The organism is Legionella sp. 39-23, assembly GCF_001897665.1.
In the GTDB taxonomy this organism is placed as follows: Bacteria; Pseudomonadota; Gammaproteobacteria; order Legionellales; family Legionellaceae; genus Legionella; species Legionella steelei.
In genome coordinates, this window is the sequence record NZ_MKTO01000019.1 from 77,869 (window position 1) to 95,006 (window position 17,138).

Below are 17,138 nucleotides of genomic sequence, written 5' to 3' on the forward strand. Positions count from 1 at the left end.
GCTCAAATTGATTAGGTTCTTTAATCAGCATAGCATACGCCTCCATATTATCGCGATGGCAAATTGAGTCATTTTGCCACAACCTACTTTACTGCAATGTTTCGTTCTATACTAATTACAAAATCAATGCTTTTTCACTAGGGAAAGTGGCTCAAATGAAAAAAATCATGTTACTCATCTTCGGATGTAATTTAATGTGCCTCTCACCATTTTTAAGCGCACAAACAAGTGAGTTAAAGTTACTAGAAACTAAAATGGATCAGGCAGAAATCTATCTCAATAACACGCAAAATACGCCAAAGGCATGGGCTTTAGCAGTAGAAATCTCAAATATAATCAAAAAACATCCAGAATATGATGATGGTGAGTTTGCAGAAGGAATGATTGATGTTGTTTCAAGGTTATTAACCAAACCATGGAATTATGCAGGCCCATACATCACTGGCAATAAAAGTACAGGCGCATTGCAGCAGTTTATTCTTGATCATATTAACGAGCTCACTGCTCCTAAAGATTTAAAGACGATGAAGAACAATGTCTCCCAAAATTGTGACCAAGCTAAATATCCTATTTGCAAAAAATTACTAACAAAAATTCAGAAAAGCATGCCCTGATAAAGTGCACCAAAACTAACAAACCCAGCTTGGCTGCAAGCAACTAGGCTACTTATCCCTCATTATAGGCACCCTTTTAAATTTGAAATCCTAATCACCTAACTGTACACTCCACGCTTGGTTTGCCATTTAAAATACAGCGATGTTAAGTAAATTCGAATTAGAAGAATTAGAAAAAGTAAAAGGCCATATTGCGTTACTTCAAAATACTCCTGAAGATCTAAAGGCTAATGAAACATTCATGCTTGAGGCGATCAAGTTAAATCCTTACGCAATGCGCTATGCGGCACCGATACTAAAGAAAAAAGAAAGTTTTGCTCTTAAAGCGCTTGCAATCAATTGTCGATCTTATATTTATCTAGATGTTACATTACAAGACCGCGAAAATATAACCGCTTTTGCCATAAGACAAGATCACAGTTTATATTTCTATGCTTCTGATAGATTAAAAACAGATGAGCATTTTAAAATAAATGCCTTAAAAATAAACAGTTGGCACCCCTGGATAAAATTAAATAAAGTAATAAAAAATAATTTTCTTGAAGGACTCGATGATACCTTTGCAATAATGTACGGGGATTACGGAATTCTTAAGAAAATAAATGGCGCAGAACTAGACCCTAATCAGCTGAAGCATGGGCTCATTGATATCACCCTGCTCCCACAAATTTCTAATTTCTTAATTAATTATGGCATGCCAGGAAAGCAAAGTACTGATAACCCGTTCAAATACGTCCGCGATGCAGAGCGGTGGAACGACGCAACCATGCTTAGAAGCATCGCATGTTTCATAGGCTTTGGTTTACAATTTTTAAGGTTCGCAATGGCCGCCGCAGCAACACTAATGGTTCTACCTGCAGTTGCTTTAGTACATATATTAAAATTTCCAATGACTTACTATTATCAGCATAAGGCCCTGCAACTTGAGGGGGTCATCTGCAATACTCATAGCAATCAGCCTGTCTCTGGAAACACAACTACTTTAGCCGAATTTGTTGCAACGACTAACTCTAGTTTAAATGATTTATCAGGTTATAAGTCTTCAGACATCACATCTTATTCTGAGGACAATATAACAGTCGACAGATATGGTTCATTGCGCAGTACTAACCCTCTATTGTTTTTTAAACCATTGAATAGCCATACCCCCTCTCATCTTCGCGCTAAAGAAATAGTAACTGCACTTGAGCTCGATGAAAAATATAACCCTAATGATTCGAAAGAGAGTGCTATAGGCCGCTCGTTTTATTAACTATTAACGTACTGTGTGACTGTAATCGATCTTGTGGTCCTTAAAGCCTCGTCATTTGAAGAGTTTACAACAAAAGAGTTCCTAATTTATGGTCATTACAAATATTGTCTATGCCATATTCAGGAATATCCCTCTCATTGTTCGTGATGACATGCCACGCGAATAATTGCATTGCAGGTTGATTGTTTCATATTGAGTTTTGCAAGTCTTATCAACCAATAAATCGTGCTATGCGTGAGACAATTGAGGCAATTAAAATGATTTATAATTAATCAAAAAGATTTATTAATCGCAGGTCTGGCATGATTACGCGCCTTTTTAAAAAAATAAATGATATGATTGTGACGCTACGAATGAGCATGCTCTTTCTTTTTATTTCTCTTTTTGTCACCACCATCTTATTAATCATCCTGATAACCACGCAACGCTACTCTGAGGCTTTGTCGGATATAGCGCATCAGCGGATGGTGAATGAATCTTTACTGATATTAAATAGATTACATAAAAATATAGGACCAGCCCAAATACATAGCCAATTCGCAGCTCGTCTCATTGAAGAAGGAGAAGAAGAAGACATCACTCACAATTTTACTACTCAAATCATTTCATTAACCACGAATATAGTTAAAATAATACCCTTAGTGGTTGGTGCCCATTGGGGAGACGAAGAAGGTAATTTTATTTTTGCCCAAAAAGAGCCTAATGCCAGTATCACCTCTGATATTTATCAACGAAATCATGGGGCAACAACAAGGACAATTATTAATCGTGACATACAAGGCAAGATCATAAAAAAATATTTATCAAATGATATCAGTTATGATCCCCGCACACGTCCCTGGTACCTGCAAGCAAAAAAAGAAAAGAAAACGGTTTGGACAAATGTTTATTTGTTTTATTTTCAACAAAATAATGGATTAACTGTTAGCTCGCCTGTTTTTAAAAATGGAAAATTCTTTGGTGCTTTTGCTCTTGATATTGATTTAAGTGATTTGTCTCAATTTATTAATAAAATTCAAATAGTAACCCCCAATAGTTATTTATTGTTGATAAAGAAGGAAATTTAATTGCATCTTCAGGCAGCTCATCTTTTGCTAACTTAGCAAAGAACACTAATATTCATTCCAAGTAGGGATATTCTTAATATCTAGTTTAGTAAGTCATATTGTAAAACCACTTAAAATACTGGTAGCAGAAACAGAAAACATCAAGCAATTTAATTTAGACAACAAAATCGTCATTCACTCCAAAATAAAAGAAATAATCCAATTAAGAAATTCCGTGGATTCAATGAAATTAGGACTCAAACTATTCCAGAAATACATTCCTAAAAGTCTTGTCAGACAGTTAATTGAATCTGGCGAAGACATAAGAACGGGGGGTGTTAGAAAAACGTTGACTGTTCTTTTTTCAGATATTAAGCGTTTCACTGCAATAGTTGAAAAAATGGAACCCAGTGTGTTAATGCAGCAAATGGGAGAATATTTGGAAGAATTATCTCAAATTATTATCGATGAGAAAGGGACAATAGATAAATACATTGGTGATTCTATTATGGCATTTTGGGGTGCACCTTTGCCTAATGAACGCCCTTACCATCATGCGGCAAGAGCAGCGCTACGATGCCAAAATAAATTAACCGTGTTGAATAAAATGTGGCAAAAAAAAGGAAGAGAAGCCTTCATTACACGTATTGGAATCCACATGGGCGATGCTATTGTAGGTAATCTGGGCTCATCTGAGCGTCTAAATTATACAGCTATAGGAGATGCAATTAATATTGCTAGTCGACTCGAGAGTATCAATAAAAATTATGGAACGAAGATTATTGTAAGTGATACAGTTTATGAAATAATAAAAGATCAATTTATTTTAAGGATGATCGATTGCGTTGTAGTCAAAGGGCGCACGCAAAGCTGCTACATTTACGAACTGTTAACTGATAATGTTCAAGACCTCGAGTTTGATCTCAATGCCTATAATTCTATTTTTGAACAAGGATTTTTGCTTTATAAACAACAGTTATGGGATGAAGCCATTGAGCATTTTAAAAAATGTCTAGAAATCTATCCTGCAGACATCATTGCACCTATATTCATTGAGCGATGCCAACAATTTAAATCCAATCCACCAAAGCCTGGCTGGCAAGGTATTACGGAATAATCGTTATATTGACTGACTATGTATTCTGACTTGCAACTGCGACATAAATTTGAAAAAAAATGTAATTGCATCTGTAGGATTGTATTTCTTCTTTTAATGTATCGTTAATAGTTGATTCATACTCTCTTCAACAAATGTTCTATGCTGAATGGCAACAATATGATTGTAAAAATCGGATGTTTCGTTCTGGCGGCGATTAAACCAAGTATGTCCTTTATAGGCATTCGAAATTGCTGCTTGCTCAATCATGGCCTCTAAGGTTTCAATTGCAGTGGGAATCTCATGATCTTTATATTTTTTATATAGATCAAAAATTGCGGCAGCGCCTTTAGGTATATTAATTTCGTCACCATTGACTAGTATACGTTGTTCACCACCAAAGACTCCAATTTTACCATCAAGCTTAATGATGTCTGCTAAAATGTCCTCAAGAGTACTTTCTGCTTTTCTTGCAATAATATTTTCTTGAGAATTTGTTGACGCATGGAGCCATATTTCCTTGGCTTGATTGAAATAGAGTTCAGCTCCAGTGTCGTTCACATGAAGCATTGATTTGATGAATTCTTTTGTTGCTTGTTTTCTCAGAGATGAATCAATCACTTCTTTGTATTGATAGGAATTATTATCTAAATAAGGCTTATAGTGCACCTCAATCAGTCTAACTGCTGCCACAGGATTATTGAGCGCTTCTCCCACAAGAGCATCAAATTTATTTCCTAAAGCATCGAGGTTAAGACGCAACGAACTATCTTCTTTATAGTCATTGTTGTATTCTCTAAATTCATCCATGATCTGTGCTTTTAAATTAGGATTATCGATAAGGAAATTTAAAAATTTTTCATTTCTTATCAGTTCTTCTCTAAGTAGTGCACTGCGCTCGCTTTTGTGAGCCACTAACTCTTCTCGTAATTTAGGACTTCCAATAGTTGCATTAGCTATAGGTCGATAAATTTGCTCATCAAATAAAGCTCTTTTAAGAAAAACCGAAAAAGCATCTTTGATGAAATTAGGATCATTCTCAATTCCATTCAGATCTAAAAGAGCATTATCAGCTTTATCAGGAAAAGCACGTGGTTTAGCATCCTTTAAATATGGGAAATTAGTGATATCTCTTTGAGTAATTGGGAAAGCATCTTTAGGTTTTATGCCATGCACTCTTATAGAACCGTAATATGGCTTATTAGGATTTATGCCCCTGTATTTTGATGTGAGTGGCCAGGTTGCTTGATCATGATCAATTTTATAGGATTTAATCTCGATTGGATCATAGCCAATATTACCACCATGCAAATCATTCTCTTCCTCACAATAAGCAGCTGCTAATACTCTACCAATACCTGATTTGACTAGGTCCCTCTGCTTGGGCGAACACATGCGACCAGTCTTCTTTTTTTCTTTTAGATAGTAATCATGCAAGGATTGAAAATGCTCTATCTCCCGAGAAAGAACCCCTACTCGATTCCCTTCAGCATCATGCACGCTTCTAACTCTGGGTGTACGACCATTTAATAGAAGACGATACGATATGCCATTAAACGCCTCTATTTCCGTAATACTTCTTCCTGAGACTTCTTTTTTTAAAATTTCTATCGCTGGTTTATCATCTTTTTTTACTTTCTTAGCACTATGATTAGGAGTTGGTGCCTGCTTTTCTCTAATTATTTGGGCATTAACTGAATGATATTTCGCAGAGCTTTTGCTTTTAGGAGGTAGCATTTTAGGTTTTTTTATTTGAGATAGCTCTTGCTGCATCAACCTTAATTTATTAAGTAACTCCTCATTTTGAGAATGATTATAATCAGCACTTGAAAGAATTGCGTTGATAACAATCTCAACTTTTCTTTTGCTTGTAATCGTTAAAATTTTCGACTGATCAATAACATCCGTGTATCCCAGTTTTTGAAACAAGGGGAAATGGTGCTCTAGATACTGATTATTCGGAGAATTATCGCGTATTACTAAGATAATAAATGGCTTCTTCTCAGGCAGATCTATATGCTGGGGGAGAGAGTCTTCATGAGTATAAATCTCTTGAAACCCTACTTTGCTATAAATACTAGAAATTTTCATTGTTATAGTTCAAGAATGACCATTATTCGGGCATTGTAACACTCTAAGTTAGAAAAATTAATAAAATATCACCTTAATGAAAAAATAAAGGTCTAATTGTATCAAATGCCACCCATATAAACCAAGTGAAGCAATCGCCACTTCATTCTCTACCCCCTAGCCATTGAGATATGCCATATCTTCTTTTTAATACAATCAGACAATTTTTATTGCTATTATTTTCTAAAAATGAAAATATAAAAAGCAATGGTGTCACACTATGGGACAGCTGCTATGGACAGTAAAATTGAAAAGCCATTCACACTCACAATGCTGGGGACGCTCACTGAATTTACCCCCGAATTAAAACAAGCCCGCAAATCGACTCCTTATATTAAGGGAGCGGCAGTAAAGGATTACCCTAAAGGAGAAACATTGAGTGTCATCTCTTCTTTAATTAAAACAAGTTCACCAGTTAAAACCACCAAAGTAGATGCAAAAAATCCTTATCCCTTTCAGGCTGATGAAATTACTGTCATTAATGGGCCGAAAACAGATGGTTCTGATGTTGGAGAGAAAATTGGTCTGGGTCTGGCCGCAATACTCAAAGCGATTGTGCGAGGACAAACGCCAATTAACATTGTTGCTCATAGTAGAGGCGTTGTTGAAGCCATTTTGATGGCCCATGAATTAGAAACGATACAATCAATTATAACAGCATGTGTTACTTTTGAAGACGTGTTAAAGCATCTAACAGAACAACAGGCCAAAAGATACAAAGGCACCCCCAAAAATAATACCCCAGATATTATAGAACCGCTAAAAGCTCAAATAAATCTGATACCTAAAGAAGAACAAGAACAATGGTTTAATCAACTTAAAACACATCTACCCAATGCCTCAATAAATCTTTTTGGCATCGATCCTGTCCCCGGAGATTGCTTTCCGATTACATGGTATGACGAGCGCTATTTTACAGTACCCCAAATTATAAAAAATACTGAGTTAATTTATTATGCAAACGAACGTTCTGATTGGGGATTTACTCCAATGCGTCCTGAGGTAGTTTCCACAGAAAAACAAAGTCTTGTTTGTTATTCTATGCCAGGGCATCATGGAACAGGATCAAATGGAAATAATGGCTCCCAACAAGGAGTAATCGTCTCCCCCGATGGTTACAAAACCACCCACGTGCAAAAATTAATGGTATATAAGGTACTTAACTTTTTAAGCAGCCATAAAGTAACGTTTAATGATGGCTCTCAGATCTTTCATCAACATACTGCTTTAGGTAGAAAATATTTGGGGGACTATGCCGGGAAAAAATCAATCGATGTGGCATTACTCGATTTTCCTACTATTTTACGCAAACTTTATGCGGTAATTGCCAAAAATCAGATTGCGTATGATGCATATAATGCAACTCATTATGCCTATATGGGTCTCACGAAACAACGCAGAGTCTTGCATAAAGGACATGTCTATGGCCTCTTCAATGAAGTCTTTACGACGTACTCTAGCTATGTCAATGAAGAGCATGCTTTATTAATCCAAGCCCATTTTTTTAAAATTTTTGGTCTTAATACCGCAAGCAAAACTCTTGCTGAAATGCTCAACACTGCAAGCTCAGTCCTAGAGGAGCACATTAAAAAAATCACCGCTAAGGAAAAAGAAACATCCATCCTAGATTCTGAAGTGACTCGCAAAAAAGTGTTAGACACATTTGGCATTGTGATTAGGCAGGTTAGCCAACGATATTTATCTGATGATTGGGGCTCTATTGAAAAACAAAAAGAAAAAGGAACTTTGTATCAAGCAATTATTGATATAATCACTAAATTTAAAGAATTATCTAAGTTAGAGAATGTAACGGTTCAACAATTTGTCGCAGAACTACTTCTTTTGAGCTTCACCAGCATCAATCATACGCTGGTGCTTCAAGCACAAGACTTGGAAAAAGATTTTAATTACTTGCAAGAATCTATAGATTATCGCTTAACGCAATTTTTTAGTGAGTTATTAACCCAAGTAAATCAAATCGAAACAAATTCTCCAGTTATTCTGAGTGATATTATAAATTCCGAAGAATATAAAAAACTACCAAGCCATCCGGCAGCAATCAAAATATCTCATATCTATAAAAAACTGACCGGAAAAGGCCTGGAAAAATACAGCTGCGATCAACTAACCAAGACTTATGAAGAGCAATATACGAACACTATTGAAGAGTTTGCAACGCTTTATCAGCAAATCAAGATCTTTGTCCATGATTTAGCGACCTTACGCAGTATAGTCCCGAGCAAAATAATTGAAGTAGACGAGCTGAACTTGCTCAAACAAGTGAATGGATTAATCGCAACGGCAGCAGAACGCTTTTATAAAGACAGCCCCAATAGACTTCCCCGCTTGGCTGGCTCAGAGTTCATGAAGTTAGCCGCACTACATGCCATTGAGCATTTTGTTGTAGTAGATCCCACCAAAGAAAAAAATAAAGAACCAGAAAAAACAAATACAGAAACGACTCGTGTTGTTTCAAGAACGCATTCTTTTTACTCAAAGATGAATACCGCGACTAATGGAGAAATCACTCCTATAGAAAGTATTACGGCAACACAGCCATAGACATGATTAAACAGGTATTAATTGATCATGAATCATTAAAAACTTATCTAAGCAGATAATGTAAGCCTCACTCTATTACAACTGCCGCGAATCCAATTGCTTCTGGCTTCATATCAGAAATTCCTTTTCATAGTTTTCTCCATACATTACATGAAGAAGGGCCCACGCAAATTATTCCTCTCAGTGTAAATAATGATCTCCAGTGTCATTACCTAGCTACAGCACCTGGATTATTAGCTAATTTTATTCGTATCCTCCATGATGAACAAATCAAAACAAAGGTAAATGCAAGCTCACAACTTTTTTATGTAATTCGTGGAAATAGTCGAAGCGTATTGGAAAACTTGACTATTCCTTGGAATACCGGTGATCGCTTTGCTAAAAATTCGTTAGACATTATTGGCTGACCTGTTGCGATTAGCCAGTACTCGTTTATCCATTACCCTTCGCCATAATGGAGGGAAAAGAGCCGTAATTATCATTCCCAGATAACCGGAAGGAAGTTGAGGACTTGAGTCAATATGCCTTAATACTTGATAAGGACGTGCTCCATAAACATGATGATCAGAATGTCTTTGCAGATGAAAAAGAAGCATATTACTCAGCCAATGACTTGCATTCCATGAATGCTGAGCTGACACTTTTTCATAGGATCCATTCGCAAGTTTTTTACGTTCCAAACCATAATGCTCAATATAGTTAATGATTTCCAACAGAAAAATAGCAGTCAACGACTGCAGGATAAAAAATAAAAGAGCTCGCCATCCACCATAATAAAAAAGAGCGATTGCCAGAACAACCGGCAAGCCCATAATCCACCAGAATTGATTGTGCACATGGTACCATCGATATCCTAGACGATTTAAACGCTTACGCTCTATGTTTAGTGCAGAACGAAAAGAACCAATAATTGTTCTTGGTAAAAAGCGATACAAGCTTTCTCCAAGTCGAGACGTCGCAGGATCTTTAGGTGTAGCCACATGAACATGATGCCCACGAACATGTTCAATAAAAAAGTGACCGTAGCATACACTCACTAATAACGCTTTACTTAGGAGTTGATCCATAGTGGAATTTTTATGCATTAACTCATGAGCAAGAGTAATCCCAATCCCACCAGTTAAAAGACCAATGGATAGACTAAAGCCAATAAATTCTGTTGCTGTTAACGGAAAACGTACAACTAAGTACGTCGCAAAAATCATAAAACAATATTGTACCGGCACATACATCCAGGTAATAAGTTTGAAATATTTGTCTTTAAGCAATAAATGTTCTTGAGTACTCTCTGGATTGCTGGGATCAAGCAACCATACATCGATTAAGGGAATCAACGTGAATAAGACAAAAAATGGAAGAAAAGTATAATAATGGCCAAAGTAAAAACCAATAAAAGGCAATATAACCAATGCATAGGCCAACATAAAACACAGCTTTTTACTTAGTTTCATTTAAATACCATTTTCAACGTTTATATATAAAATATAGCTGAATCATCAATAATATAATAGCGAATAACCCTAATCATTTGGCCCAAAACTGCTCGCTTGATGAATGGAATCAAGCAATGCTTGTCTATTCGTTTGAATCGCGATAATCTTGCCTGACAAATGCCACGGAATGCTTAACTTCTGCAGATGAAAAGGACTCGATCCTCCCCTGGATAGCTATCATCAAGCCCACAAGTAACATTCCAATAAGCAATAACCCAGAATTTTCAAAAGACCGTACTACTGAATTCATATTCAGTAGAAAATAATCAATTGAGTTTGGTGAAAATTTTTAAATTTTAGGGATGATTAAATGAATTCAGCGAGTTTAAAATGGAGTGCCTTTTTAGTCATGTCGACATTAGTAGGAATGCCAACATCTGTAAATGCCTCCGCGCCCGTACCATCGGAAATCTCCCGCGATACTCATCATTGGTATGTCGGTATGGATGTAGGATTTATGCACACAATCATGAAAGATGAAATGACTGTTCCTAATGGTTCAGAGGCACCCTCTCCCTGGGATCTTGATCAATATTCTTTGGATAGACATCAACCAATTATGCTCGATGTTCAAGCAGGACATCGATGGAATCGTAGTGAGCAATGGCTTCCATCCTATGCATTAGCTTTGCGCTATGAGCATGTTTTTTCAAAAAACATTCATGGATTGGTAACGCAATATTCACTCCCTGAGTTCACAAATTATTCTTACAGTTGGAGCATAGAAGCTGATGTTGTTTCAGTGTATTCAAAGCTTGATTTAGTTCGAATCGGTCGCTTTATGCCCTATGTCGATCTTGGACTTGGGGTGTCATTCAATCGAAGTCACGCCTATAATGAAGCAGCTCTTCCCGATGTAACTTCAAGAACCAGTCCTGATTATGCTTCCAAAAGAAATAATCAATTCACCTACAACCTTGGTGCTGGCCTAGATTGTTTCTTTACCCAGAATCTCTTAGTATCCGCTGGCTATAGCTATCAATCATTTGGCAATGTTTCCTCAGGTTTTGGCCAAGGGCTAGACTGGCGCGATGCTCAGCTGCATTTAGGTAAGTTTAAAGCCAATATGGGATTAATCGGTGTTTCTTATCTATTTGATAACTCAATGCCAAAAAATCCTGCAGGTTTTAAATGATTGGATTACTGAACCTAGCAAGAGAATATGGTGGTATGACGGCCGCCATATTCTCTAATAAGGAACTCGAACTCCAAAGATTATCTTTGAGTCATATTCACTGAGAACAAAATTTTTCTCCAACATGGTTTGAAACAGTGATTTTGGGACTTCGGTTAATTTGTTTGGCCAGCTAAAAAGCATGATTGTTAAAATATTGCGATGCTCCCCTTTAATAAGGTCAAATGAGTTTTCCTTATTAGGAAGGATGCCATAGTTTTTATTGTAAATCGTTTTTAAATGAGCTTTAATTTTATCAATCGTTTTCGAATCGCTACTCTTGATCAGCATAAGGCAAACACCAACCTCAACAATAACATCGTACTCAGTGCGTGATATTATTTCATCGATGTGGGTATTAAAATATTCAGTAATCCAATGAAACAAGTTCGGATTAAGTTGTTTCTGATAATAACGGCTTTCACTTAAAATAAAGTGGGTCATACCATAGATTTTTGCAGCATAATCTAAATCAGTTAATTGAGCATCCTGACTATCAGGAAAAATTTTCTTAAATTTTTTGGTATACGATTTTCTTAAGTCAATAATTCCCAAATCATAAAGATAATAAACATAATTAATAAGCTGCGCCCCATATATTTTAATATTCTCTTCATCAAGAATAAATTTTTCAAAATCGCTACTCTTTGTTTTTAAAAAACTAATGATTTTGGGCGTGTCAGGAAATAATGGAGTACCCTCCATATGATAAAAATATATTTTATTAGTCAAAATAAGCAAACTGAGATAGTAAGCTATTCGAGGATACTTCAAACTTTCTTTTATTCTTCTTTTAGTTTTTTCAGTATCCCCATCAGTAATTGATAATAATCTTTTGTTTTCAATCTCAATCACAATGTCATTCTGAAGATTTTTATAGAGATATCTATAGCGACCACCAAGCAAATACAGATAGTTAATAATAGGATTAATGTATTCTTCATTGCCCGTTAAGGTATACATTCTCATAGCAAAGTGCTCTTGATGTGTAACGGGTAAAGTATAAAGTTTCGATTGATACTCTTTTAAAATGCGCTCACCAATATTGGCATGACATATGGAATTAAATAAAAATAAAATTACAATTAAATAGTGCACTAGTTCTATATATATGTTCAGTAAAATAAAGGGTTAGCATTTTAGCAATGTAATGCTCCTTATTCAAACTGAAATGTTAAAAAATGGGTAAAATAACTACTTAATGTATAGTTTGTATCTTTATATTTTGAAAGATATACGGTGATGCAAAAAAAATTTACTCAACCCCTTTTCGGGTATAAATAATATTTTATACCTAAAAATGGATAAAATTGAAATTATCCCTATTAGGGTATATAATCCATAATATCCCTTATAAGGTATTAATTTGCTCAGGAGCGTTTATGCTGATCCACTCACCACAGGAGCTGGCATTGCTGATAAAGAATCAACGAAAAAAACTTCAGCTAAGTCAAGCTGAAGTTGCTGATTTAGTGGGTTTAAAGCAAAAAACTATTTCTGCCATTGAAAATAATCCAGAAAACATGCGGTTAAGTACTTTATTTCGGATATTATCCGCTCTGAGCTTAGACTTCAAAGCGTCAGAAAAAAACGCTCCTCATACAACAACCAATCAATGGAACGATGAATGGTAAAAAAAAATCAAACTCTTTATGTCTTAATGAATGGCATTTTGGTGGGGCTGCTTGAGAAAACACCACAGGGAGGCTTGAAATTTACCTACCACCACGATTGGTTAAACCAAGCAGGGGCTCGTCCCATTTCATTATCTTTACCGCTCATTAATAATACTTATTCTGGCGATGTTGTATATAATTTTTTTGATAATTTGCTTCCAGATAATCAGCAAATTCGCGCGCGAATTCAGGCACGATTTCAAATAGCAACCAGCCAGCCTTTTGATCTACTCGCAGGCATTGGTAGGGATTGCGTAGGGGCCATTCAACTGGTGACTGCCCCTTTAGCGTTTGAGAAAAAAATCAAATTTAAACCTTTAACAGAGCAGAAAATTGCCTCAATTTTACGAAATTATCGAATAAACCCCTTAGGCATGAGCCAAGAAGATGAGGAGTTCCGAATTTCCATTGCGGGGGCGCAGGAAAAAACAGCCTTTTTGTATCATGAAAATCAATGGTGCGAGCCATTGCAAGAAACGCCAACTACCCATATTTTTAAATTACCCATTGGCTTTATTGCCCATCAGCAGATGGATTTAAGTGACAGTTGTGAAAACGAATGGCTATGTTCTCTTCTTGCGAAATGCTATGGACTACCCGCAGCCGATTGCGACATTCTTCAGTTTGAGGACATCAAGGTTTTATCAGTAAAACGATTTGATCGCAGAGTATCTCGTGATAAAAGCTGGATTATGCGCTTGCCACAAGAGGATATGTGCCAAGCCCTAGGCGTTTCGTACAACATTAAATATCAATCGGATGGAGGCCCCGGTATAAAAGAAATCATGAAATTATTGCTTGCATCAGCAAACTCGATTGCAGATCGCGATGTATTTTATCGTACTCAAGTTTTTTTCTGGCTACTTGCCGCAATTGATGGCCATGCTAAAAACTTCAGCCTTTTTATTGAAGCAGAAGGAAAATACAGACTCTCACCACTATATGACATCATATCGGCCTATCCACTGATAAAGAAAAATCAACTGCAACCCCAAAAAATTAAAATGGCGATGGCTCTAAAAGGGAAAAACAAGCATTACCATTGGCACACCCTACAACGTCGGCATTTTTTAGACACGGCAAAAGACGCAAATTACTCTCCAGATCGAGCGGAAATGATTCTCAATGAAATGTTGGAACAAACAGATTCTGTGATTCAAGAAGTTGCAAAACAATTACCAGAACACTTTCCTAAAAATATTTCCGAACCTATATTTGAGGGCTTGCGAAAAGCAAAACAAAAATTGGAGCAATGAACTGGTTATATGTTGGGGCACTAAAATCAATAAAAATCCTTCATACTATCATCAAATAATCTTCTTAAAAAAGAATTAATTACAAAAATTAGACTTTTTTGAAAATTGTCTACTATAGTTATTTTTAATAATAAAAATAAATTAGGGGATATCATGTTACTGCGATGGACCGGTGTAACACTCTTGTTTTGCATACTAAATTCTCCATGTTTTGCTGAAGAAAAAGAGATTGCAATTACAATTGATGATCTACCCTTTGTTGGCTCAGGTACCAGCACACCAGCAAGTCTGAAAAGAACCCAAGCTCGATTTATGGCAATAGTTAAAGCACTTGTTGATAATCAAGTCCCAGCTACAGGGTTTGCTATTGGTGGAGCAGTCGCGAAAAATGAATGGGATTTGCTAGAGACCTTTCGCAATCAAGGGTTTGCCTTAGGAAATCACACATACACTCATAAAAGCTTAAATAATATGAGCGCCGATAAGTATATAGCCGATATAGATCGTGCAGATACCGTATTAGCACCAGTGCTAACAGAGCCTAAATATTTTCGCTACCCTTATCTGGCAGAAGGTACTGGTCAAAAAAAACAAAAAGTGTCTAACTACCTAGCGGCACATCAATATACTATTGCCCCAGTAACGATTGACAGCAAAGACTATGAGTTTAATGCGCGCTTCTACAGAATACCTTATAGAAAAAGAGCCGCCAATCTTCCTGCATTCAAAAAACGTTATTTGGCTTACATCTGGCAACAAACATTAAGAGCTGAGAAAAATTCTAGGGGAAAAAATACGAAGCAAATTTTATTAATCCACGCAAATCTTCTCAACAGCTTATGTTTAGAAGATATCATTGAATTATATAAAAAAAATGGATACAAATTTATTAGTTTAGCTGATGCTTTAAAAGACGATACCGCTCAATCATTGAATAACAATAAAGAAGCATTAAATAGCGTTATACCACCATTTAAAGCAGCAGGGAAAAAAGTATCTGAGCATCAAAGCTAGTCACCTTCCCTTCATCCGCCCTGACGGGCACCTTCTCCCCATTCCCAATTCATGGAAGGACAATCCCCTCTCCCGCCCGAGAGGGTTAGGGTGAGGGCAAAACTACCCAGAAATTAATTTATTTTTTTCTAATCGAGATACTGCGTTTTTGGGTAAAAGAATCCAATAATGACCATGATTCTTCATATGACCAGCAATCAGCGTCGCTTTTTCACCGCCGCCCCAAAAAACATCTCCGCGCACTTTGCCACGTATCGCACCACCCGTATCTTGAGCAATCATCAAGCGTTGCATGGGCTTATTCTCATCAGGATTCGTGCTGTCTGGACGCGTTGTTGCTAACCAAAGAGGAGCTCCCATAGGCACCCATTGCTTATCAATAGCAAGAGAATAACCAGGAGTTAAAGCCACACCTTGCGAACCCAAAGCGGAACCATCCGACATCTTACGGAAAAAGACAAACGATTTGTTTTTATTGATCACTTTATCCATCTGTTTGGGATGTGCTTCCAAATAGCGTTTGATTGCTTGCATGGACGCGTTATCTTTAGTCATAACGCCTTTTTTGATCAAAACCCCAGCAATAGCAGTATAAGGCGCGCCATTTTGAGCATCATAGCCAACATAAAGACGCTTACCGTCCTCAAGTTCGATGACTCCTGAACCTTGAATTTCCAAAAATAAGCGGTCAATTGGGCTATTAATCCATACTAAAACACGGGCTTTGCCTTTAAGCGCGCCATGATTAATTTGTGCGCGAGTATAATAAGGAACCAGTTTTTTACCTTCTAACCGGCCTATAAGACGGCGGTTTTTTAAATCATTAAAGAAAAGACCTAAATCAGTCGTCACCAAATCATCAGGCGTTTCATAAAGCGGCACATGAAATTCTTTGGATTTAGTATAACTGCCTTTAATTGCAGGCACATAATAACCAGTAAATAAGCCAGGTTTTTCACCTGTATCTGTAAACTCTACAGGAGTAAACCACTTTTCAAAAAAGTGTTTTACTTCTTGCTCATCAGTGGGCGAAATTTTTAAAGCCGCAATACAGGCTGGTTGCCAATCCTTTACCTGCAAATCAATATGCTCCGTCCCTACAACCTGTTCTGGACTTTGCTTAATAAAAGCACGGCAAGAAGTCTGAAAAGTTTGTAAGGACTTCTTCAGATCTGCAGACTTCCAGCCAGGTAATCGATCAAAATCAGCCTGTCGAAACAGAGTTGATGGCTTTTTCGCGGGCCAAAACCACCACGCTGAAAAACTCAGGGCAATTAAGGCGAATAAAGTTGTAATAGAGATTATTTTCGTTTTCATAGGCGGACAATTTTTACACGTTATGGAATATTTTGCAACGACAAATGACAAAATTTAAACACTTACTGCTTATAAAAACACTCTTGCTACGCAAACAATTTTTTTATAAGAAAATGATTTTAATTAATTTCTGCTAAACTCACAAATAAAAAATCGAATGAATTGTCAATATAAAAAAATATTTGAGGCGTCGCGAGATCAAGCTGAAATAGTGTGACTGAAAACACCAAAACGCAACATATAACCCTCGCCCCCCCCGTATGTGCTAGGTAATTCATTGACAAAAAAAGCTAACTAGCCGTAGGCTGGGCAGCTAAGCCCAGCGCTAAAGTATTTCCTTCTTAGAAACACCCCGGATAAGATATCTGTTAATTGGGCTTCATAATGGAATTTTTGGAGAGTACGAATTAACTTAGCAGATGCTGGGCTTAAAAGCCCTGCCTAACCGGTTATCTATGTGGTGGTACTACTGTCATCCCCGCAAAATTAAGCACGCTTTGCTCCTGAG

13 protein-coding genes are annotated in these 17,138 nt (G+C 36.7%); 9 read left to right on the plus strand and 4 right to left on the minus strand.

Going from position 1 to position 17,138, the window contains the following annotated elements; genetic code table 11:
• The first annotated feature begins 155 nt into the window (after positions 1 to 155).
• The 4 genes from BGO44_RS09195 (at position 156) to BGO44_RS09210 (ending at position 4,029) form a co-directional block, all read left to right on the plus strand.
• The gene (locus tag BGO44_RS09195; protein ID WP_273199933.1) at positions 156 to 614 is read left to right on the plus strand and encodes a hypothetical protein; all 459 of its coding nucleotides are present in this window, start codon (positions 156 to 158) and stop codon (positions 612 to 614) included.
• Between the two features lie 142 nt (positions 615 to 756).
• Positions 757 to 1,866: a DUF4116 domain-containing protein gene (locus BGO44_RS09200; RefSeq protein WP_273199930.1), complete on the plus strand. Its 1,110-nt coding sequence runs from the start codon at positions 757 to 759 to the stop codon at positions 1,864 to 1,866.
• A 302-nt stretch (positions 1,867 to 2,168) separates the two neighbouring features.
• Positions 2,169 to 2,933, plus strand: coding sequence for a cache domain-containing protein (locus tag BGO44_RS09205; RefSeq protein WP_273199928.1), 765 nt, complete (start codon positions 2,169 to 2,171; stop codon positions 2,931 to 2,933).
• A 223-nt stretch (positions 2,934 to 3,156) separates the two neighbouring features.
• The gene (locus BGO44_RS09210; RefSeq protein WP_273199925.1) at positions 3,157 to 4,029 is read left to right on the plus strand and encodes an adenylate/guanylate cyclase domain-containing protein; all 873 of its coding nucleotides are present in this window, start codon (positions 3,157 to 3,159) and stop codon (positions 4,027 to 4,029) included.
• A 93-nt stretch (positions 4,030 to 4,122) separates the two neighbouring features.
• Here BGO44_RS09210 and BGO44_RS09215 read toward each other — a convergent pair whose 3' ends face one another.
• Positions 4,123 to 6,099, minus strand: a complete 1,977-nt coding sequence (locus BGO44_RS09215; RefSeq protein WP_273199923.1) for a hypothetical protein — start codon at positions 6,097 to 6,099, stop codon at positions 4,123 to 4,125.
• Positions 6,100 to 6,372: 273 nt separating this feature from the next.
• Here BGO44_RS09215 and BGO44_RS09220 point away from each other — a divergent pair, with 273 nt between their 5' ends.
• On the plus strand, positions 6,373 to 8,700 hold the full coding sequence (locus BGO44_RS09220; protein WP_058509966.1) for a hypothetical protein: 2,328 nt from the start codon (positions 6,373 to 6,375) through the stop codon (positions 8,698 to 8,700).
• A gap of 389 nt (positions 8,701 to 9,089) precedes the next feature.
• Here BGO44_RS09220 and BGO44_RS09225 read toward each other — a convergent pair whose 3' ends face one another.
• Positions 9,090 to 10,151: an alkane 1-monooxygenase gene (locus BGO44_RS09225; RefSeq protein WP_273199920.1), complete on the minus strand. Its 1,062-nt coding sequence runs from the start codon at positions 10,149 to 10,151 to the stop codon at positions 9,090 to 9,092.
• Between the two features lie 352 nt (positions 10,152 to 10,503).
• On the opposite strand from BGO44_RS09225, the gene BGO44_RS09230 reads away from it, so the two are divergent.
• Positions 10,504 to 11,328, plus strand: coding sequence for an outer membrane protein (locus tag BGO44_RS09230; protein WP_273199918.1), 825 nt, complete (start codon positions 10,504 to 10,506; stop codon positions 11,326 to 11,328).
• Positions 11,329 to 11,382: 54 nt separating this feature from the next.
• On the opposite strand, the gene BGO44_RS09235 is transcribed toward BGO44_RS09230, so the two are convergent.
• Positions 11,383 to 12,465, minus strand: a complete 1,083-nt coding sequence (locus BGO44_RS09235) for a DUF3541 domain-containing protein (protein ID WP_273199916.1) — start codon at positions 12,463 to 12,465, stop codon at positions 11,383 to 11,385.
• Between the two features lie 284 nt (positions 12,466 to 12,749).
• On the opposite strand from BGO44_RS09235, the gene BGO44_RS09240 reads away from it, so the two are divergent.
• The 3 genes from BGO44_RS09240 (at position 12,750) to BGO44_RS09250 (ending at position 15,313) form a co-directional block, all read left to right on the plus strand.
• Positions 12,750 to 13,001 (plus strand): helix-turn-helix domain-containing protein, encoded by a 252-nt coding sequence (locus tag BGO44_RS09240; RefSeq protein WP_058509963.1) that lies wholly within the window; start codon positions 12,750 to 12,752, stop codon positions 12,999 to 13,001.
• Positions 12,995 to 14,299, plus strand: coding sequence for a type II toxin-antitoxin system HipA family toxin (locus tag BGO44_RS09245; RefSeq protein ID WP_058509962.1), 1,305 nt, complete (start codon positions 12,995 to 12,997; stop codon positions 14,297 to 14,299). The genes BGO44_RS09240 and BGO44_RS09245 overlap by 7 nt, the downstream gene beginning before the upstream one ends.
• Positions 14,300 to 14,452: 153 nt before the next feature.
• Positions 14,453 to 15,313 (plus strand): polysaccharide deacetylase family protein, encoded by an 861-nt coding sequence (locus BGO44_RS09250; protein WP_273199914.1) that lies wholly within the window; start codon positions 14,453 to 14,455, stop codon positions 15,311 to 15,313.
• 102 nt (positions 15,314 to 15,415) lie between these two features.
• Here the strand turns inward: BGO44_RS09250 and mltA are convergent, their stop codons facing one another.
• The gene (gene mltA, locus BGO44_RS09255; protein WP_273199913.1) at positions 15,416 to 16,630 is read right to left on the minus strand and encodes a murein transglycosylase A; all 1,215 of its coding nucleotides are present in this window, start codon (positions 16,628 to 16,630) and stop codon (positions 15,416 to 15,418) included.
• Positions 16,631 to 17,138: the final 508 nt, after the last annotated feature.